The sequence below is a fragment of the Caldithrix abyssi DSM 13497 genome, assembly GCF_001886815.1.
Taxonomy (GTDB): domain Bacteria; phylum Calditrichota; class Calditrichia; order Calditrichales; family Calditrichaceae; genus Caldithrix; species Caldithrix abyssi.
The window spans coordinates 1,076,181-1,092,436 of the sequence record NZ_CP018099.1; the positions used below are offsets into that span (position 1 = coordinate 1,076,181).

Annotated in this window: 31 protein-coding genes; all 31 read left to right on the plus strand. The window is 44.1% G+C overall.

What is annotated here, in order from left to right:
• Positions 1–9 precede the first annotated feature (9 nt).
• The 31 genes from rplC (at position 10) to Cabys_RS04380 (ending at position 16,248) form a co-directional block, all read left to right on the plus strand.
• Entirely contained in the window at positions 10–630 is a 621-nt protein-coding gene (gene rplC, locus Cabys_RS04230; protein ID WP_006928911.1) for a 50S ribosomal protein L3, read from the plus strand.
• Positions 631–647: 17 nt separating this feature from the next.
• Positions 648–1,277: a 50S ribosomal protein L4 gene (gene rplD / locus Cabys_RS04235; RefSeq protein ID WP_006928912.1), complete on the plus strand. Its 630-nt coding sequence runs from the start codon at positions 648–650 to the stop codon at positions 1,275–1,277.
• On the plus strand, positions 1,274–1,573 hold the full coding sequence (gene rplW / locus Cabys_RS04240; protein ID WP_006928913.1) for a 50S ribosomal protein L23: 300 nt from the start codon (positions 1,274–1,276) through the stop codon (positions 1,571–1,573). The genes rplD and rplW overlap by 4 nt, the downstream gene beginning before the upstream one ends.
• 20 nt (positions 1,574–1,593) lie before the next feature.
• Entirely contained in the window at positions 1,594–2,418 is an 825-nt protein-coding gene (rplB, locus tag Cabys_RS04245) for a 50S ribosomal protein L2 (RefSeq protein WP_006928914.1), read from the plus strand.
• A 17-nt stretch (positions 2,419–2,435) separates the two neighbouring features.
• Complete coding sequence (gene rpsS / locus Cabys_RS04250) at positions 2,436–2,723, plus strand: 30S ribosomal protein S19 (protein ID WP_006928915.1); 288 nt, start codon at positions 2,436–2,438, stop codon at positions 2,721–2,723.
• An 11-nt stretch (positions 2,724–2,734) separates the two neighbouring features.
• Positions 2,735–3,082 carry a 50S ribosomal protein L22 gene (rplV, locus tag Cabys_RS04255; RefSeq protein WP_044281186.1) on the plus strand — a complete coding sequence of 116 codons (348 nt, stop codon included), beginning with the start codon at positions 2,735–2,737 and terminating at the stop codon, positions 3,080–3,082.
• A gap of 24 nt (positions 3,083–3,106) precedes the next feature.
• Positions 3,107–3,742 (plus strand): 30S ribosomal protein S3, encoded by a 636-nt coding sequence (rpsC, locus tag Cabys_RS04260; protein ID WP_006928917.1) that lies wholly within the window; start codon positions 3,107–3,109, stop codon positions 3,740–3,742.
• A gap of 21 nt (positions 3,743–3,763) precedes the next feature.
• On the plus strand, positions 3,764–4,171 hold the full coding sequence (rplP, locus tag Cabys_RS04265; protein WP_006928918.1) for a 50S ribosomal protein L16: 408 nt from the start codon (positions 3,764–3,766) through the stop codon (positions 4,169–4,171).
• Positions 4,172–4,187: 16 nt separating this feature from the next.
• On the plus strand, positions 4,188–4,397 hold the full coding sequence (rpmC, locus tag Cabys_RS04270; RefSeq protein WP_006928919.1) for a 50S ribosomal protein L29: 210 nt from the start codon (positions 4,188–4,190) through the stop codon (positions 4,395–4,397).
• 10 nt (positions 4,398–4,407) lie between these two features.
• Entirely contained in the window at positions 4,408–4,668 is a 261-nt protein-coding gene (gene rpsQ / locus Cabys_RS04275; RefSeq protein WP_006928920.1) for a 30S ribosomal protein S17, read from the plus strand.
• Between the two features lie 11 nt (positions 4,669–4,679).
• On the plus strand, positions 4,680–5,048 hold the full coding sequence (gene rplN, locus Cabys_RS04280) for a 50S ribosomal protein L14 (protein ID WP_006928922.1): 369 nt from the start codon (positions 4,680–4,682) through the stop codon (positions 5,046–5,048).
• An 11-nt stretch (positions 5,049–5,059) separates the two neighbouring features.
• On the plus strand, positions 5,060–5,404 hold the full coding sequence (gene rplX, locus Cabys_RS04285; protein WP_044281188.1) for a 50S ribosomal protein L24: 345 nt from the start codon (positions 5,060–5,062) through the stop codon (positions 5,402–5,404).
• A gap of 18 nt (positions 5,405–5,422) precedes the next feature.
• A complete protein-coding gene (gene rplE, locus Cabys_RS04290; protein WP_006928924.1) occupies positions 5,423–5,977 on the plus strand; it encodes a 50S ribosomal protein L5 in 555 nt (184 codons plus the stop codon).
• 24 nt (positions 5,978–6,001) lie between these two features.
• Positions 6,002–6,187, plus strand: a complete 186-nt coding sequence (locus Cabys_RS04295) for a type Z 30S ribosomal protein S14 (RefSeq protein ID WP_006928925.1) — start codon at positions 6,002–6,004, stop codon at positions 6,185–6,187.
• Between the two features lie 20 nt (positions 6,188–6,207).
• Entirely contained in the window at positions 6,208–6,606 is a 399-nt protein-coding gene (gene rpsH / locus Cabys_RS04300) for a 30S ribosomal protein S8 (RefSeq protein WP_006928926.1), read from the plus strand.
• 18 nt (positions 6,607–6,624) lie between these two features.
• Positions 6,625–7,167 (plus strand): 50S ribosomal protein L6, encoded by a 543-nt coding sequence (rplF, locus tag Cabys_RS04305; protein ID WP_006928927.1) that lies wholly within the window; start codon positions 6,625–6,627, stop codon positions 7,165–7,167.
• A 17-nt stretch (positions 7,168–7,184) separates the two neighbouring features.
• Entirely contained in the window at positions 7,185–7,523 is a 339-nt protein-coding gene (gene rplR / locus Cabys_RS04310) for a 50S ribosomal protein L18 (protein WP_006928928.1), read from the plus strand.
• Between the two features lie 17 nt (positions 7,524–7,540).
• Positions 7,541–8,047 carry a 30S ribosomal protein S5 gene (rpsE, locus tag Cabys_RS04315; RefSeq protein ID WP_006928929.1) on the plus strand — a complete coding sequence of 169 codons (507 nt, stop codon included), beginning with the start codon at positions 7,541–7,543 and terminating at the stop codon, positions 8,045–8,047.
• 23 nt (positions 8,048–8,070) lie between these two features.
• On the plus strand, positions 8,071–8,268 hold the full coding sequence (gene rpmD / locus Cabys_RS04320; protein WP_044281190.1) for a 50S ribosomal protein L30: 198 nt from the start codon (positions 8,071–8,073) through the stop codon (positions 8,266–8,268).
• Positions 8,269–8,285: 17 nt separating this feature from the next.
• Positions 8,286–8,726: a 50S ribosomal protein L15 gene (gene rplO, locus Cabys_RS04325; protein WP_006928931.1), complete on the plus strand. Its 441-nt coding sequence runs from the start codon at positions 8,286–8,288 to the stop codon at positions 8,724–8,726.
• On the plus strand, positions 8,723–10,051 hold the full coding sequence (gene secY / locus Cabys_RS04330) for a preprotein translocase subunit SecY (protein ID WP_006928932.1): 1,329 nt from the start codon (positions 8,723–8,725) through the stop codon (positions 10,049–10,051). The genes rplO and secY overlap by 4 nt, the downstream gene beginning before the upstream one ends.
• Positions 10,052–10,057: 6 nt before the next feature.
• Positions 10,058–10,813, plus strand: a complete 756-nt coding sequence (gene map, locus Cabys_RS04335; protein ID WP_006928933.1) for a type I methionyl aminopeptidase — start codon at positions 10,058–10,060, stop codon at positions 10,811–10,813.
• 4 nt (positions 10,814–10,817) lie between these two features.
• The gene (gene infA, locus Cabys_RS04340) at positions 10,818–11,039 is read left to right on the plus strand and encodes a translation initiation factor IF-1 (RefSeq protein ID WP_006928934.1); all 222 of its coding nucleotides are present in this window, start codon (positions 10,818–10,820) and stop codon (positions 11,037–11,039) included.
• Between the two features lie 12 nt (positions 11,040–11,051).
• Positions 11,052–11,168 (plus strand): 50S ribosomal protein L36, encoded by a 117-nt coding sequence (gene rpmJ / locus Cabys_RS04345; RefSeq protein ID WP_006928935.1) that lies wholly within the window; start codon positions 11,052–11,054, stop codon positions 11,166–11,168.
• A gap of 20 nt (positions 11,169–11,188) precedes the next feature.
• Positions 11,189–11,560, plus strand: a complete 372-nt coding sequence (gene rpsM, locus Cabys_RS04350) for a 30S ribosomal protein S13 (RefSeq protein WP_006928936.1) — start codon at positions 11,189–11,191, stop codon at positions 11,558–11,560.
• Positions 11,561–11,582: 22 nt separating this feature from the next.
• A complete protein-coding gene (rpsK, locus tag Cabys_RS04355; RefSeq protein ID WP_006928937.1) occupies positions 11,583–11,975 on the plus strand; it encodes a 30S ribosomal protein S11 in 393 nt (130 codons plus the stop codon).
• A gap of 18 nt (positions 11,976–11,993) precedes the next feature.
• On the plus strand, positions 11,994–12,608 hold the full coding sequence (gene rpsD, locus Cabys_RS04360; RefSeq protein ID WP_006928938.1) for a 30S ribosomal protein S4: 615 nt from the start codon (positions 11,994–11,996) through the stop codon (positions 12,606–12,608).
• 32 nt (positions 12,609–12,640) lie between these two features.
• A complete protein-coding gene (locus Cabys_RS04365; protein ID WP_006928939.1) occupies positions 12,641–13,633 on the plus strand; it encodes a DNA-directed RNA polymerase subunit alpha in 993 nt (330 codons plus the stop codon).
• Positions 13,634–13,652: 19 nt separating this feature from the next.
• Positions 13,653–14,252 carry a 50S ribosomal protein L17 gene (gene rplQ, locus Cabys_RS20695; protein ID WP_006928940.1) on the plus strand — a complete coding sequence of 200 codons (600 nt, stop codon included), beginning with the start codon at positions 13,653–13,655 and terminating at the stop codon, positions 14,250–14,252.
• A gap of 127 nt (positions 14,253–14,379) precedes the next feature.
• Positions 14,380–15,462: a glycoside hydrolase family 10-like protein gene (locus tag Cabys_RS04375; RefSeq protein ID WP_006928941.1), complete on the plus strand. Its 1,083-nt coding sequence runs from the start codon at positions 14,380–14,382 to the stop codon at positions 15,460–15,462.
• Positions 15,463–15,477: 15 nt separating this feature from the next.
• Positions 15,478–16,248: a ParA family protein gene (locus Cabys_RS04380; RefSeq protein ID WP_006928942.1), complete on the plus strand. Its 771-nt coding sequence runs from the start codon at positions 15,478–15,480 to the stop codon at positions 16,246–16,248.
• The last annotated feature ends 8 nt before the right edge of the window (positions 16,249–16,256 follow it).

Consider the following 16,256-nt stretch of genomic DNA (forward strand, 5'->3'; position numbering starts at 1 on the left):
GAGTGAGTAATGGCTGGTATTTTAGGATACAAAATAGGAATGACGCAGATCTTTGATGAGAACGGTCTGGTGGTGCCGGTTACGGTTGTAAAGGCCGGGCCCTGTTATGTTACCCAGATCAAGACCAAAGAGGCTGACGGATACGATTCTGTTCAGCTGGCCTTTGGCGACATTAAAGAAAAGCGTGTTACAAAGCCTCTGCTTGGACATTTTAAAAAGGCCGGTGTTAAACCAAAACGTCATCTCGTAGAGTTCGACTTTGGAGCCGATCACGGACTCAAGGTAGGCGATGAGATTAAAGTTGATGTTTTGAAGCCAGGTTCTTTTGTTAAAGTTTCCGGTAAAACCAAAGGGAAGGGCTTCCAGGGCGTAGTAAAACGTCATGGATTTGGAGGCGGCCCTAAAACGCATGGTCAGTCCGACCGTTTACGCGCTCCCGGTTCAATCGGTCAAAGTTCATATCCCTCAAGAGTGTTCAAGGGAATGAAGATGGCCGGAAGAATGGGTGGTAAACGTCATACGCTGGTTAATGTAAAAGTTGTAAAAGTTGATCCGGAAAACAATTTGCTGTTCCTTAAAGGGGCAGTGCCTGGCGCCCGGAATACTTTGGTAGAAATTAGAACTAAATAAGCTGGAACAGGTGCATCATGAAGGTAAGTGTTTACGGAATAGACGGTCAAAAAACAAATACAAGCGTTGAATTGAATGACGCGGTCTTTGGCATTAAGCCCAATGACCATGTGATCTGGTTAGATGTGAAAGCCATTCTGGCCAACAGAAGGCAGGGCACCCACGCCACCAAAAACCGTTCTGCGGTTGCAGGCGGCGGAAAAAAACCGTTTCGTCAAAAGGGAACGGGCCGTGCGCGTCAGGGTACCATTCGTGCGCCGCATATGGTCGGCGGTGGACGCGTCTTTGGGCCTCATCCGCGTGATTATTCGCAAAAGGTTAATAAAAAGGTAAAACAGTTGGCGCGGCGTTCGGCGCTTTCGTACAAAGCCAAAGAAAATAAGATACTGGTAGTGCAGGACTTTAATTACGAAAAGCCTTCTACCAAAAATATGGTGAATTTGTTAAGTAATTTGAATCTTGAAGGCAAAAAAGTGCTGATTTGCACCAGCGAATATGCGCCCACGCTGGTTAAATCTGCCGCTAATTTGTACCAGGTAGAAGTTCGCGAGTCTGTTACGTTTTCGACGTACGATGTGTTAAAGGCCGATACGGTAATTTTTCAGGAAGGCGCTGTCAAAAAAGTTAATGAGGTACTGGCCAAATGAAAGAGAAACAGATATTAATTGCACCGGTATTCACCGAAAAAATGGCCCGTTTGCAAGACGAAGAAAACAAATACGCATTTAAAGTTAATTTAAATGCCAATAAAATTGAGATTAAGCAAGCGGTTGAAAAAAAGTTCGGCGTAAAAGTCAAATCTGTGCGAACGATGGTGGTTTATGGCAAAAAACGTACCCAGCTCACGCGAGCCGGGCGTTTTGAAGGCCGCCGTCCAACATGGAAAAAAGCCATTGTGACCTTACACGAAGGTGAAACAATCGATCTATTTACTAATGCTTAATATGCGAGTGGAGTAGTCTGATGGGAATCAAAACATTTAAGCCAATAACACCAACACTGCGATTTAAGACGGTCAGTGATTTTGCAGAAATTACGACCGACAAGCCCTATCGCCCATTGTTGGCGCCGTTGAAGAAGTCTGGCGGCCGGAATAATATGGGGCGTATTACTTCACGGCATCGTGGAGGCGGTCATAAACGTAAATATCGTATTATTGATTTTAAGCGAGATAAAAGAGACATCCCGGCCACGGTGGAAACGATCGAATACGATCCAAATCGCACCGCCCGTATTGCGCTTGTTAAGTACGCCGATGGCGAACGGCGCTACATTCTGGCTCCGGATGGCTTGAAGGTAGGCGATAAAGTAATGGCCGGAGAAAATGCCGAAATACGCATTGGCAACGCCCTGCCGATGGAAAAGATACCGGTTGGTTTAACTATTCATGCCATTGAATTGCGCGAAAAGAAAGGCGCCCAACTGGTGCGCAGCGCGGGTACTTCGGCTCAGCTTGCCGCCAAAGAGGGCAAATGGGCGCTGGTTAAATTACCATCCGGAGAAATGCGTAAAATTCATGCGCGTTGTTACGCCACTATTGGCCAGGTTTCTAATATCGATCACATGAACATTTCCCTTGGCAAGGCGGGACGTTCTCGCTGGCTGGGACGCAGACCGCATGTGCGCGGTGTGGCCATGAACCCCATTGATCATCCCATGGGCGGCGGCGAAGGTAAAACTTCCGGCGGTCGTCATCCGGTTTCTCCGTGGGGACAGCTGGCCAAAGGTTTTAAAACACGTAAAAAGAACAAAAAGTCCGATGCTTTTATTGTAAAGCGTCGTAAATAAATGGAGAGAGTGTACGCATGGCTAGATCGGTAAAAAAAGGACCTTATATTGATCAAAGCTTAATGAAGAAAATTCAGAAGCTTAATGAAGAAGGTAAAAAAGTCGTTGTCAAAACTTGGGCACGGCGCAGCATTATTCCGCCAGATTTTGTAGGGCATACCATTGCCGTTCACAATGGACACAAGTTTGTTCCAGTGTACATTAGTGAAAACATGGTGGGTCACAAACTTGGTGAATTTGCCCCGACACGTACGTTTAGAGGTCATGGCGGTAAATTAGCGGAAAGAATGAGCCGCGTAAGATAAAGATGGAGTATATGATGGAAGCTGTTGCAAAAACCAAATATGTTCGGATTTCACCACGTAAAATGCGTCAGGTTTTGCAGTTGGTTAAAGGAAAGACGGTAGAGGACGCGCTGGATATCTTGTATTTTACCAACAAGCGCGCCGCCGAACCAATTGCCAAAACCATTAAATCGGCTTTTGCGAATTTAGGCAATAAAGAAGAAGGCAAACGCATTGACATGCGTGATGTGTTAATTAAAAATGCCTATGTTAATGGCGGGCCCACGTTAAAGCGTCTTCGTCCGATGTCAATGGGGCGCGCAGGGCGGATCAGAAAGCGCACATCGCATTTAACTATAGTGGTTGAACATTCGAGTTAACCGATAAATAAAGGAGAATCAGGTTTGGGACAAAAGACAAATCCGATCGGTTTACGCCTGGGGATTATTAAATCCTGGAACAGTAGCTGGTTCGATCAAAAAAATTACGCTGAAAAATTGCACGAAGATTTAAAAATCCGCAATTATATCCGCAAGCGTCTGGATAAAGCGTCGGTATCGAAAATTGAAATCGAACGCACGGCCAAGCGGGTAACCATAAGCATCCATACGGCTCGTCCAGGAATTGTGATCGGTAAAAAGGGCGCGGAAGTTGACAAGCTGAGAGAAGAGTTGCGCTCTTTGACAAAAAAAGAAATACAGATTAATATTAATGAAATAAAGAAGCCCGAGTTAGACGCCTATCTGGTAGCGGAAAACATCGCACGGCAAATCGAAGGCAAAGTGAGCTGGCGGCGTGCCATGAAAAAGGCGATTACCGCGGCCATGCGTTTAGGCGCAGAAGGAATTAAAATTATGTGCTCCGGACGTTTGGGCGGCGCCGAAATGGCCCGTACCGAAATGTACAAAGACGGCCGAATCCCCCTGCATACCCTGCGCGCCGATGTGGATTATGCGCAGTATGATGCGGTTACCACATACGGAACGATTGGGATTAAGGTCTGGATTTTTCACGGAGAAGTTATTGGTAAGGTTCTGTAGCAGAGAGTAGGAGTTGTTCTCATGTTAATGCCCAAAAGAGTAAAATATCGTAAGCAACAACGCGGCCGAATGAAGGGCAATGCACAGTCCGGCCATTACATCGCTTTTGGTAAATACGGTTTAAAAGCCATGGAGCCGGCCTGGATAACCAGCCGGCAGATAGAAGCTGCACGTGTTGCCATTACGCGTCACATTCGTCGTGGCGGAAAAGTGTGGATTAGAATTTTTCCGGATAAGCCCGTTACCAAAAAGCCGGCTGAAACGCGCATGGGAAAAGGTAAGGGCTCGCCCGAATATTGGGTGGCTGTGGTCAGGCCAGGTCGCATATTATTTGAATTGGAAGGCGTTTCTGAACAGCTGGCCAAAGAAGCCATGCGTCTGGCATCCCATAAATTGCCCATCAAAACTAAATTTGTGGTTAGCGAATAGCGGGAGAATGTGAGCGATGAAGAGCAAAGAAGATTTGAAGGGCTTAACTCTGGACGAGTTGAAGGCAAAATTAGAAGAGGCAAAAGAAGAGTACGAAAACCTTTTATTGCAAAAAGCAACTCACGAATTGTCGAATCCGTTGCGCATCCGCACGGTTCGTCGCGAAATTGCCAGAATTAAGACTTTTATTAGACAACATGAATTAGGAATTATTCAACAAAAGTAGTGGGTAAACTATGGAAACAAAACGTGGATTGCGAAAAGTTCGAATCGGAACTGTAGTCAGCAATAAAATGGATAAAACGATCACTGTGGCGGTTGAGCGTCGTTTCAGGCATCCGATCTACGGTAAATTTGTCAAAAAGACGACTAAATTTAAAGCTCATGACGAAAAGAATGAGTGCAGCGAAGGTGATGTAGTAAAGATTATGGAAACCAGGCCGTTCAGCAAAACAAAACGCTGGCGTCTTGTTGAAATCGTAGAAAAAGTGAAATAGGGAAGCTGAAAATGGTACAAGAATACACTAAACTCAACGTGGCAGACAATTCGGGTGCTCAAAAAGTAATGTGCATTCGTATTCTTGGGAGCTCTGGTAAAAAATACGGTACCATTGGCGACATCATTGTGGTTTCGGTTAAAAGCGCCATTCCTGGCGGTCAGGTTAAAAAAGGTGATGTGGCCAGAGCGGTAATTGTTCGTACAAAAAAAGAAATCCGTCGTCCTGATGGAACCTACATTCGCTTTGACGATAATGCCGCTGTGTTGCTGGACAACCAGTTGGAACCCAGAGGAACCCGTATTTTCGGCCCGGTTGCCCGTGAACTACGCGAGAAACAATTTATGAAAATTGTGTCTTTGGCACCTGAAGTATTGTAAATTAAGACGGGATGGAAAAGATGAAAATTCGTAAAGGCGATACGGTAAAAATTATCACCGGTTCTTACAAAGATAAAGGGAAAATCGGTAAAGTATTAAAAGTTTTCCCTGATAAAAATCGAATTATTGTGGAAGGTGTGAACCTGGTTAAACGTCACATGCGCCCCACACAAAAATTACCGCAGGGCGGCATTGTGGAAAAAGAAGCGCCGATCCATGTTTCCAATGTGATGTACTACAATACCAAATTCAATACCACAACACGCATTGGTTACAAATATTTAGATGACGGCAGTAAAGTGCGTTATTGTAAGAATCCCGAATGTCAGGGTGAAATCATTCCTGATAATGAATAGCGATGATGGAGTAGAACAATGGCAGATTATTATCCGAGATTATTAGAGAAATATCAAAAAGAAGTGGTCCCGCACTTGCAAAAAAAGTTCGGGTACAAAAACATCCACGAAGTACCTAAACTGGTTAAGATCAGTGTGAATGCAGGTGTTGGCGAGGCCATTCAAGACCCCAAGGCCCTGGAAGGCGCGCTAAACGATCTGGCGGTGATTACCGGACAAAAACCCGTTGTAACTAAAGCGCGCAAATCGATATCTAACTTCAAATTGCGCCAGGGTATGAAAATTGGCGCCAGGGTTACCTTACGCCACTGGTACATGTGGGAGTTTCTGGATCGTTTTATTTCCGTTGCCGTTCCGCGCATCCGTGACTTTAGAGGATTTTCGGACAAATCTTTTGACGGGCGTGGAAATTATTCTCTGGGCGTGCGTGAGCAAATCATCTTCCCGGAGATCAACGTGGATAATGTGGATAAAATCCGCGGATTTGATATTACCTTCGTAACCACCGCCAAAACAGACGAAGAAGGTTACGAACTGTTAAAAGAATTAGGTTTTCCATTTAGAAAGAAATAACTCAAAAAGGGTGAGGTATCAGGTTTGGCACGTAAAGCGTTAATAGTTAAACAAAGGCGGAAACAAAAGTTTAAAGTGCGTGAGTACAACCGTTGTCAGCGTTGTGGAAGACCACGCGCCTACTACAGAAAATTTGGTTTGTGCAGAATTTGTTTTCGTGAATTAGCCCTTCAGGGCGAAATACCCGGCGTAATCAAAGCGAGCTGGTAGTTGGAAAGGAGACTCAATACATGTCAATGACAGATCCAATTGCAGATTATCTAACTCGCATTCGTAATGCCTTGCATGCGCGCCATAAATATGTGGACGTACCTGCTTCCAATTTAAAACGCAAAATGACGCGCATTTTATTAGAGCAGGGCTACATAAAAAAATACATCATTATTGATGATGGCAAGCAAGGCCTTATTAGAATCTGGCCTAAATATGACGAAAATGGTCAACCGGTCATTACACATCTGGAACGTGTAAGCAAACCCGGACGTCGTATTTACGCCGATGTAGATAATTTGCCGCGCGTCATGAACAATTTAGGAATTGCCATTTTAACAACATCCAAAGGTGTGATCACTGAACGACAGGCCAAACGGCTTAAGGTCGGCGGTGAGGTTTTATGTTACATCTGGTAATGAATAGGAGAAGATAAAGTGTCACGTATCGGAAAATTACCAGTTCCCATCCCGGAAAAGGTCACGGTTGATCTGCAGGAGAACAATTTTATCGTGGTAAAAGGCCCTAAAGGCCAGCTGCAACGTCAATTGCATCCAAAGATTAACGTTGAAATCAAAGACAATCAGGTTGTTGTGACGCGTAATGACGATTCAAAATTCAGCCGGTCATTACACGGTTTGACCAGACAGCTGGTTGCCAATATGGTCGAGGGCGTTGCAAAGGGTTTTACTAAAAAGTTGCAAATCATCGGCGTTGGATACCGCGCAGAATTAAAAGGTAAAAAATTGGTTTTAACGCTGGGATATTCTCATCCCATTATCTTTTCTGCGCCTGATTCCATTACGCTTTCAACGCCCAGTCAAACTGAAATTTTAGTGTCCGGGATAGATAAGGAACTTGTCGGTCTGGTGGCTGCCAAGATAAGAAGTTTTCGTAAACCCGAGCCTTATAAGGGCAAGGGCATTCGTTACGAAAATGAATATGTACGTCGTAAGGCAGGTAAGGCAGCAGGTAAATAAAGAATAGGGTGAGAGCGATGTCCAGAAAAATAAGAAGAAAAAAGAAAGTGATCGGTACAGCCGAACGCCCAAGACTGGTTGTTTACCGTAGCAACAAATATTTGCATGCCCAGCTGGTTGACGATACTCAACCAAAGGTATTAATGGGTATGTTCGATAAAAGTAAAGTCGCGGTCGAAGCCGTAAAAGAAGGAAAGACCAAAGTAGAGCGGTCTAAAATATTGGGTAAGGTATTTGCCGAACAGGCCAAAAAGCTAAACATCAGCAAAATTGTATTTGATAGAAATGGCTATCACTACCATGGCCGTGTAAAAGCCTTTGCCGATGGTGCAAGAGAAGGTGGATTGGATTTTTAAAATATTAGGAGATTGTTGTGGTTGAACGTATCAATCCAAGTGAATTAGAATTAAAAGAAAAAGTCATTCAGATTAATCGCGTTGCCAAAGTATTAAAAGGCGGCCGTCGCTTCTCTTTCAACGCCGTTGTGGTTGTGGGCGATGGTAAAGGCGTGGTCGGTTTGGGGCTCGGCAAGGCTAACGAAGTGATCAACGCCATTGCCAAAGGCACCGAGCAGGCCAAAAAAAATCTGGTGCGTGTTTCTTTGATAAACGGAACCATTCCACATCCGGTTAAAAGCAAATACGGCGCTGCTTATGTTGTGTTAAAACCGGCGGCTCCCGGTACCGGCGTAATTGCTGGCGGACCGGTGCGCGCCATTTGCGAAGCGGCTGGTATTACCGATATTTTAACCAAAAATGTTGGTTCCAATAATGTGCACAATGTGAGCAAGGCTACCTTTAACGCCTTAAAAGAAATGCGCAGCGCAGAAGACGTGGCAAAGAAAAGAGGAATTCCTCTTAAAAAAGTATTCCGTGGATAAAATTTTTGCAGGGAATGGAAATTATGGCAAAGAAAAAAAGCGAAAAGAAAATAAGAATTACGCAGGTCAGAAGTTTGATCGGACGTCCGGAACCGCAAAGACGTACCATTAAAGCCCTGGGTTTAAGGAAAATGAATCACAGCGTTGAGCATGTGGCCACGCCCCAGATATTGGGAATGGTTAACAAGGTACGCCATCTGGTTAAAGTGGAAGAGCTTTAGGAAAGGAATAACAGGCGATGAACTTAAGTCAATTACGTCCCGCAAAAGGCGCAACCAAAAACAGAAAACGCATCGGCCGTGGCGAAGGCTCCGGACAGGGTGTGACCGCCGGAAGAGGCAATAAAGGGTATCGCTCCCGTTCCGGCGCAAAAAGACGCGCCTGGTTCGAAGGCGGCCAGATGCCTTTACAACGTCGGTTGCCCAAATTCGGATTTAAAAATATTAATAAAGTAGTTTTTCAGGTGGTCAACGTAGGCGATCTGGCAAAAATAGCAGACCAGGAAACCATTACGAAAGAAGACTTGCTTAAAGCCGGTTTGATTCGTAAAAAGAATCAGCCCGTTAAATTGCTGGGCGACGGCGATATCGATCGCAAAATTAGTATCCAGGTCGATGCGGTAAGCAAATCGGCTAAAGAAAAAATCGAAAAAGTTGGAGGCGTAGTTACTTTAACATGATGCTAGAAACGTTTCGAAATGTCTTTAAGATTGGCGATTTAAGAAGGAAAATCCTTTTTACTTTGATGATCCTGGGAATTGAACGGATTGGTACGCATATTGTAACCCCGGGCATTGATACGGCCGTGCTTGCCGAAGGCTTCCGTGATTTGCAAAATACGTTGTTCGGCCTTTACGATCTTTTTGCCGGCGGCGCATTTAGTAAGGCAGCCATTTTTGGTCTGGGAATTATGCCTTACATTTCTGCGTCAATCATTATTCAGTTGTTGGGCGCCGTCATTCCGTATTTCCAGAAATTACAAAAAGAAGGCGAAGAAGGCCGTAAAAAGATTATGCAGTACACGCGCTACGGCACGTTATTGATCTCGGCCATGCAGTCTCTGGGTGTGGCCATCTTTTTGCAGAGTATTCAACTTGCCGATGGACGTTTGGCCGTTCCCAATCCGGGAATTGGCTTTCAGCTGCTGACCATGATTTCCATGACCTCCGGCACCATGCTCATTATGTGGCTTGGCGAGTTAATCGACCAGCACGGTATCGGAAATGGTATTTCGCTGATCATTTTTATCGGGATTATTGCCCGCTTTCCTGCGGCAATAATGGAAGAATATCAGCAGTTCTCCATTGGACAGCGCGGCCTTCTGGCTGAAATTATGTTGGTAGCCCTTGCTTTAGTGGTTATTTACTTTATCGTTCTGCTTACGCAGGGCACGCGCAAAATTCCGGTACAATATGCCAAACGCGTGGTCGGCCGTAAAGTGTATGGCGGTGTAAATACGCATTTTCCATTAAAGGTCAACACCGCTGGCGTAATGCCAATCATCTTTGCTCAGGCCATTATGTTTGTGCCATCGACCCTGCTGACCTTTTTACCGGACAGCGATTTCTTCCTTTCGCTGCAGCAGTTGTTTTCCATGGATTCCTGGTTCTACTGGATTGTGTACGGATTGATGATTGTTTTCTTTACTTACTTTTACACGGCCATCGCTTTGAATCCGGTTGAAGTTGCCGAGAACCTGAAAAAACAGGGCGGTTTTATTCCTGGCGTTCGCCCTGGCAAAAAGACGCAGGAGTTTCTGGATAATATTTTAACCAGAATTACCTTGCCCTCGTCGATCTTTCTGGCTATCGTGGCCATTATTCCCGCCATGTTAGCCAAATGGGCAAAAATACCGTACAGTCTGGCCTCGTTTTACGGCGGCACCGGACTGCTGATTATTGTCGGCGTTGCGCTTGACTTTTTACAGCAGGTCGAGTCGCATCTTTTCATGCGCCATTACGATGGCTTTATGAAGTCTGGACGGGTACGCGGCCGACGTGGTTAATGGAGTATGATTTTTCTTAAATCTGAAGAGCAGATCGCTGCCATTCGCAAGAGCAATGAAATTGTCGCAGAAGCATTAGCGTTCATTGAAAAATTTATCGAACCCGGGGTAGAAACCCGCATGCTCGATCGCGAGATCGAAAATTTCATCCTTAAAAAAAAAGCCAGACCGGCTTTTAAAGGATTGTATGGCTTTCCGGCTGCCAGTTGCATCTCTGTTAATGATGTGGTGGTGCATGGCATCCCAGGAAAGTATAAATTAAGGGATGGTGATATTGTGGGGATCGATATCGGAGTTGAATTAAACGGCTATTATGGAGACGCCGCCTACACTTTTATGGTGGGGAATGTAAAAGATGAAGTACGCCGTCTGTGCAGAATAACTCAGGAAAGCCTTTACAAAGGAATTGAGCAGGCACGGGTCGGCAACAGAGTAGGCGATATCTCTGCGGCAATTCAGGAATATGTTGAAAAACATGGATACTCAGTGGTGCGGGAGTTTGTGGGGCACGGTGTTGGCATCAAACCTCACGAGGACCCGCAGGTGCCCAATTACGGAAGAAGAGGAAGCGGCATGAAGCTAAAACACGGCATGGTGCTGGCCATTGAACCGATGATTAACATGGGCACGCACAACGTTTATGTGGAAAAAGATCAATGGACGGTGCGTACAGCAGACGGGAAACCCTCTGCGCATTATGAACATTCGGTTGCCATCTTAAAAGATGGCCCGGTCATTTTATCAAAAATAAAACAGGAGTAAGGTTTTGGGTAAAAAACAAGAAGCCATTCGCGTTGACGGTGTAATAAAAGAAACACTACCCAATGCCTCATTTATTGTAGAGTTAGAAAACGGGCATGAAGTGCTTGCTTATATTTCTGGCAAGATGCGCATGCATTTTATTAAAATTTTACCGGGAGATAAAGTCAGTCTGGAATTGTCTCCCTACGATTTGACACGTGGCAGAATAGTTTACAGATATAAATAGAGGGAATGTGTAATGAAAGTGAGAGCCTCAGTAAAAAAGATTTGCGACGGATGTAAGATTGTGCGCCGCAAAGGTGTCGTACGTGTAATTTGCAGTAAAAATCCAAAACATAAACAACGTCAAGGTTAACAGGATAATAGGAGGCAGTTTTGGCTCGTATAGCAGGTGTCGATCTACCTAAAAATAAACGCGTGGTCATCGGTTTGACATATATTTACGGAATCGGCCGTTCATCGGCAGAAAAGATTTTGTCCGACGCCGGTGTGGATGAGAACAAACGCGTAAAAGATTTATCGGATGAAGATATTCGGAAAATACGTACCATTATTCAAAATGAATATAAGGTTGAAGGTGCGCTAAAAGCTGAAGTTAATATGAACATCAAACGGTTGATGGATATCAACTGTTATCGGGGTATCCGTCATTATCGCGGATTGCCGGTTCGTGGACAAAGGACAAAAACAAACGCACGTACACGTAAAGGTCGTAAGCGTTCTGTGGGCGCTAAAAAGAAAAAATAAAGAGAAATTAGGGAGATAAAAATTGGCATCACCTAAAAGAAGAAGAACTCAAAAGAAAAAGGTCCGTGTTGAGCCACACGGTAAAGCCCATATAAAAGCAACATTTAACAACACAATTATATCCATTTCTGATATTTATGGAAATGTGATTTCATGGGCCTCTGCCGGTGTTGTTGGTTTTAAGGGTTCTCGTAAAAGTACGCCTTTTGCTGCGCAGCTTGCTGCAGAAAACGCCGCTAAACAGGCCATGGATATGGGCTTGCAGAGTGTGGATGTAGAAGTGAAGGGACCTGGCTCAGGCAGAGAAGCGGCCATTAAAGCGCTGCAGGCCGCAGGATTAAATATTTTATCAATTCGTGATGTAACGCCCATTCCGCATAATGGGTGTAGGCCACCAAAGAAAAGACGCGTTTAACGTTAATGGAGATGGTAAATGGCAAGATATAAGGGACCAAGAGGAAAAATCGTTCGTAAATTCGGTGAAAACATTTTCGGAAATCCAAAGTTTGATCGTCTGTTGGCTAAAAAGCCCTATCCTCCCGGTCAACACGGTATGAAGCGCAAAAAGGTTAGCGATTATGCCCTGCAGTTGCGCGAAAAACAAAAAGTTAAATACATGTACGGCTTGCTGGAAAAGCAATTCCGTCGCTTTTTCCATAAGGCCGAACGCATGAAAGGCGTTACCGGTGAAAACCTTTTACAGCTGCTGGAAAGCAGGCTGGATAACACCGTGTATCGTTTGGGTTTTGCAACCACCCGCGCTCAGGCGCGTCAAATGGTTTTGCACCGCCACATTATGGTGAATGGACAGGTGGTTAATATTCCCTCTTTTATTTTAAAACCAGGCGACGTCATTCAGGTGCGTGAAAAGAGCCGCAGATTGGCCATGTTTCACGAAGCGCTGAAACGCGTTGACGCCGATCGAATGCTGCCCTGGTTAGAGTTGGATAAGGCGAACATGACAGGCAAATTTATCGATCGTCCTAAACGTGAGGACATCCCTGTTAATGTTCAGGAAAGTATGATTGTAGAGTTGTATTCTAAATAATAAAATAGAAATTATTGGAAGATAAGGTGGTTATGAACTTATCGAATTTTCAAATGCCAGAAAAAATTGAAGTTGACGACGCAACGTACACAAAAACCTATGGGCGGTTTGTCGTACAGCCTCTTGAAAAAGGCTACGGCGTTACGCTGGGTAATATGATGCGTCGCGTGTTGCTCTCTTCGTTAGAAGGGGCGGCCATTACAGCAATCAAAGTGAACAACGTACAACACGAGTTTTCTACCATCGAAGGCGTGTATGAGGATTTGCCGGAGATTATTCTTAACCTCAAAGAATTACGCCTCAAACTGTTAGATAAGGCTCCGGAAAAAATCGTGTTGCGTTTAAAAGGCCCGATGGAATTTACCGGAAAGACCATTCAGGAAAACGTTGCAAATATCGAAGTGCTCAATCCAGACTTGCACATTGCAACCCTGAATGAAAATGCCGTGATGAACATGGAGCTTTATCTGGGCGTCGGTCGCGGTTATTTGATTGCTGAAGAGAACAAGAACGAAGATATGCCTCTGGGCGTAATCCCCATCGATTCCATCTTTTCACCGATTCTGAACGTTAAATACACCGTTGAAAATACGCGTGTCGGTCAACGGACAGACTTTGAAAAGCTGATCATGGATATCAAAACCGATGGAAGCATTACGCCGGACGAAGCATTAACCCAGGCGGCCAAAATCATCAAAGAACACCTGCAAATCTTTATCAATTTCGATATTGAGTCACAGGAAGAAGAGAAACAGGAAATTGATGAAGAGACCCTGCGCGTTCGTAAGCTGCTTAAGATGAGCGTGGATGAGCTGGAACTTTCTGTTCGCTCGCACAATTGTTTAAAAGCGGCCAACATTAAAACCATTGCCGATCTGGTGCGTCGTGACGAACAAGAAATGTTGAAATTTAAAAACTTCGGGCGTAAATCTTTGACCGAATTGTCTAAAATCCTGAAGGAACGCGGTTTAGAGTTTGGAATGGATGTAGATAAATATCTAAAACCTGAAGAGAGTAAAAAATAGCTTAGAATAGGGATTTGAGATGCGACACAGAAAAAAAGGAAATCATTTAGGGCGGACGGCCAGCCACAAAAAAGCGCTGATGCGCAATCTGGCGGCCGAAGTTTTCGAACATAAAGAAATTCGTACTACGCTGGCTAAAGCTAAAGAGCTGCGCAGCTATGTAGAACGATTGATTACCTACGGCAAAAAAGGAACGCTCCACCACCGACGTCTGGCGTTTCAATTTTTACAGAATAAAAATGCCGTAAAAACCCTGTTCGATGAAATTGCGCCTCTGTACGAAGACAGAGCCGGCGGCTACACGCGAATCATCAAGCTGGGAAATCGCCGCGGAGACAATGCGCAAATTTCAATCTTTCAACTGGTTGGCTTCGAAAAGGTAAAAAGCAAAAAAGACGAAAAGAAAAAAGAGGCGAAAAAAGCCAAACCTGAAGTTAAAGAGGAAGACGTTAAAGCCGCAGTTGAAGAGAAAAAACAACCGGCGGAAGGGGAAGCAAAAGAAACGGCTGAACCCACTGAACAAACAAAAGCGGACACTCCAGAAGAAGTAAAATCTGAGGAGACGCCTCAGGAAGCTGCGGAAGAAAAAAAGGCTCCTGAAGACGAGAAAAAAGAATAATAATTTCCTCCCTCCCTAAAAAAAGCCATCTGCCATGTGTGGGTGGCTTTTTTTGTTTGCCGACTTTCTTGCATTGAGTTGAACACTTCTCTATATTTATCTTTATTAAAAATATAAAGTTATTTCTATGTTGAAGATAATTGTTTTAATTCTGGGAATTCTGGTCGGGCAGGCGCTCGCTCAACATCGTGGTATCTGGATTGTTAGAAATTCTTTGAATACAAAAGAAGATTTAAAACAATTAGAAAGAATTCATCAAAAACTACAATTAACGGATGTTTATGTGCAGGTAAGGGCATTAGGGGAAAATGTGTACTCCGCTCCAATGGCCTCTCGACTTACCCTAAATGAGATCGTTGAGTTTTGTCACCGAAACGGCATTAAAGCGCATGCCTGGATAAATGTTTTTTATATCTGGTCAAAAAATAAGGCGCCGCGCAACCCGAACCATCCCTTTTTGCAGGATGTCGATCATTTATTAAGCGATTGGTCCAGTGAAGAACCCGTACTAAAAAATTTGAAGAAGAAAGGCGTTGAAGGATATTTTGTTGACCCGCGCGCTTTTACCAACAAAGCTCAAATAGAACGGCTGCTTAACCAATTACTTACGCAGTATCAGTTTGACGGCATTCATCTGGATTACATCCGTTATCCGGGCAAGGGCGTAATCTTTTCTAAGCACCTGCGCACTCTTTTCATGAAAAAATATTTCATCGATCCCCTGTTGTTTTTCAAAGAAAAAACGTTTAACCCCGAGGGCCAAAGCCTGTACCGAAACTTTTTGCTAAACGAACTGAACAATTTTGTCGAGAACTTTAAAAATGTCGTTCGGCAAATAGACGAATCGTGTGTGGTTACCATGGCTGTTAAACCTGATATTGACCGGGCAAAGTTCGAATATTATCAGGATTGGGTCAACTGGCTAAAGCAGGGGAGCGGCGATTATGTGCTGATGATGAATTATTCTCCCGATGAAAATGTTTTCCGCAAAAATCTGTTAAAAGCCGAGCAATTGATCGGAAAAAATAACGTCGTTTGTGGAATCGGAGCCTATTATCTGGACGGTGAAAATTTAGAGAAGAGAATTAAACTGGTTGAAGCGCTTCAGTTTAAAGGCTATGCGTTGTTTTCGTTTACAACTTTAAAAAATAAGCCTGAACTGCTCACAACGATCGATCAAAGACAAACGATAAAGATACAAACGTATTGACGGAATGCTAAAGCTATGGGAAAAATACTGGTAGTGGCCGGCCAAAAAGGCGGAATTGGTAAAACGACAACGGTGGTAAACCTGGGAGCAAGTTTGGCCATATTTAACAAATCGGTGTTGCTGGTCGATCTGGATCCGCAGGGCAGTGTTGGAATAAGTTTTCAATTGGACGAATATCATGTTAAATTAGGCATGTACGATGTTATTGTAAATAACATGGCTTTGAGCAATGCCATTATTAATAGCGGCCTGGATACGCTGGATATCGCCCCGATGAATGTGCGCAACGAAGAGATGGAAATCGAACTCTATTCCAGGGCCTTAAAAATTGATCTGGTAAAAACCATTTTAACGCCGGTTCGCAACCTGTACGATTTTATTATTGTTGACTGTCCGCCCAATCTGGGGGCGATGACTTTAAACGGCCTGGTGGCTGCCGATGAGGTGATTATTCCGGTTTTAAGCGAATATTACTCGTTAAAATCACTGGGCAAGTTTTTAAATACGTTGAAAAACATCAGCAAAAAATACAATAAAAATCTGAAAATTGGCGGAATATTGGTTACCATGTACGACGCTCGTGTGCGCAAGCAAAAAGAGATCATGGAATATTTGCGCAGTACCTTTAAAGAACTTGTCTTTAAAAGTTTTATTCCGCGCAATTCAAAAGTTTCCGAAGCGCCTTCGGTAGGCAAACCGGTCATTTTACATGATATTCGCTCCAGGGGTGCGTTAAGTTATTTAAAATTAGCCGAAGAGATAATAGAGAAAAACAATAAAAATTAGAAAGGATG

What these genes read in the sequence shown, in the direction of transcription:
- rplC (WP_006928911.1), top strand. Translation starts at nt 10, where the DNA reads ATGGCTGGTATTTTAGGATACAAAATAGGAATGACGCAGATCTTTGAT.
- rplD (WP_006928912.1), top strand. Translation starts at nt 648, where the DNA reads ATGAAGGTAAGTGTTTACGGAATAGACGGTCAAAAAACAAATACAAGC.
- rplW (WP_006928913.1), top strand. Translation starts at nt 1,274, where the DNA reads ATGAAAGAGAAACAGATATTAATTGCACCGGTATTCACCGAAAAAATG.
- rplB (WP_006928914.1), top strand. Translation starts at nt 1,594, where the DNA reads ATGGGAATCAAAACATTTAAGCCAATAACACCAACACTGCGATTTAAG.
- rpsS (WP_006928915.1), top strand. Translation starts at nt 2,436, where the DNA reads ATGGCTAGATCGGTAAAAAAAGGACCTTATATTGATCAAAGCTTAATG.
- rplV (WP_044281186.1), top strand. Translation starts at nt 2,735, where the DNA reads ATGATGGAAGCTGTTGCAAAAACCAAATATGTTCGGATTTCACCACGT.
- rplP (WP_006928918.1), top strand. Translation starts at nt 3,764, where the DNA reads ATGTTAATGCCCAAAAGAGTAAAATATCGTAAGCAACAACGCGGCCGA.
- rpmC (WP_006928919.1), top strand. Translation starts at nt 4,188, where the DNA reads ATGAAGAGCAAAGAAGATTTGAAGGGCTTAACTCTGGACGAGTTGAAG.
- rpsQ (WP_006928920.1), top strand. Translation starts at nt 4,408, where the DNA reads ATGGAAACAAAACGTGGATTGCGAAAAGTTCGAATCGGAACTGTAGTC.
- rplN (WP_006928922.1), top strand. Translation starts at nt 4,680, where the DNA reads ATGGTACAAGAATACACTAAACTCAACGTGGCAGACAATTCGGGTGCT.
- rplX (WP_044281188.1), top strand. Translation starts at nt 5,060, where the DNA reads ATGGAAAAGATGAAAATTCGTAAAGGCGATACGGTAAAAATTATCACC.
- rplE (WP_006928924.1), top strand. Translation starts at nt 5,423, where the DNA reads ATGGCAGATTATTATCCGAGATTATTAGAGAAATATCAAAAAGAAGTG.
- rpsH (WP_006928926.1), top strand. Translation starts at nt 6,208, where the DNA reads ATGTCAATGACAGATCCAATTGCAGATTATCTAACTCGCATTCGTAAT.
- rplR (WP_006928928.1), top strand. Translation starts at nt 7,185, where the DNA reads ATGTCCAGAAAAATAAGAAGAAAAAAGAAAGTGATCGGTACAGCCGAA.
- rpmD (WP_044281190.1), top strand. Translation starts at nt 8,071, where the DNA reads ATGGCAAAGAAAAAAAGCGAAAAGAAAATAAGAATTACGCAGGTCAGA.
- rplO (WP_006928931.1), top strand. Translation starts at nt 8,286, where the DNA reads ATGAACTTAAGTCAATTACGTCCCGCAAAAGGCGCAACCAAAAACAGA.
- secY (WP_006928932.1), top strand. Translation starts at nt 8,723, where the DNA reads ATGATGCTAGAAACGTTTCGAAATGTCTTTAAGATTGGCGATTTAAGA.
- map (WP_006928933.1), top strand. Translation starts at nt 10,058, where the DNA reads ATGATTTTTCTTAAATCTGAAGAGCAGATCGCTGCCATTCGCAAGAGC.
- rpmJ (WP_006928935.1), top strand. Translation starts at nt 11,052, where the DNA reads ATGAAAGTGAGAGCCTCAGTAAAAAAGATTTGCGACGGATGTAAGATT.
- rpsD (WP_006928938.1), top strand. Translation starts at nt 11,994, where the DNA reads ATGGCAAGATATAAGGGACCAAGAGGAAAAATCGTTCGTAAATTCGGT.
- Cabys_RS04365 (WP_006928939.1), top strand. Translation starts at nt 12,641, where the DNA reads ATGAACTTATCGAATTTTCAAATGCCAGAAAAAATTGAAGTTGACGAC.
- rplQ (WP_006928940.1), top strand. Translation starts at nt 13,653, where the DNA reads ATGCGACACAGAAAAAAAGGAAATCATTTAGGGCGGACGGCCAGCCAC.
- Cabys_RS04375 (WP_006928941.1), top strand. Translation starts at nt 14,380, where the DNA reads ATGTTGAAGATAATTGTTTTAATTCTGGGAATTCTGGTCGGGCAGGCG.
- Cabys_RS04380 (WP_006928942.1), top strand. Translation starts at nt 15,478, where the DNA reads ATGGGAAAAATACTGGTAGTGGCCGGCCAAAAAGGCGGAATTGGTAAA.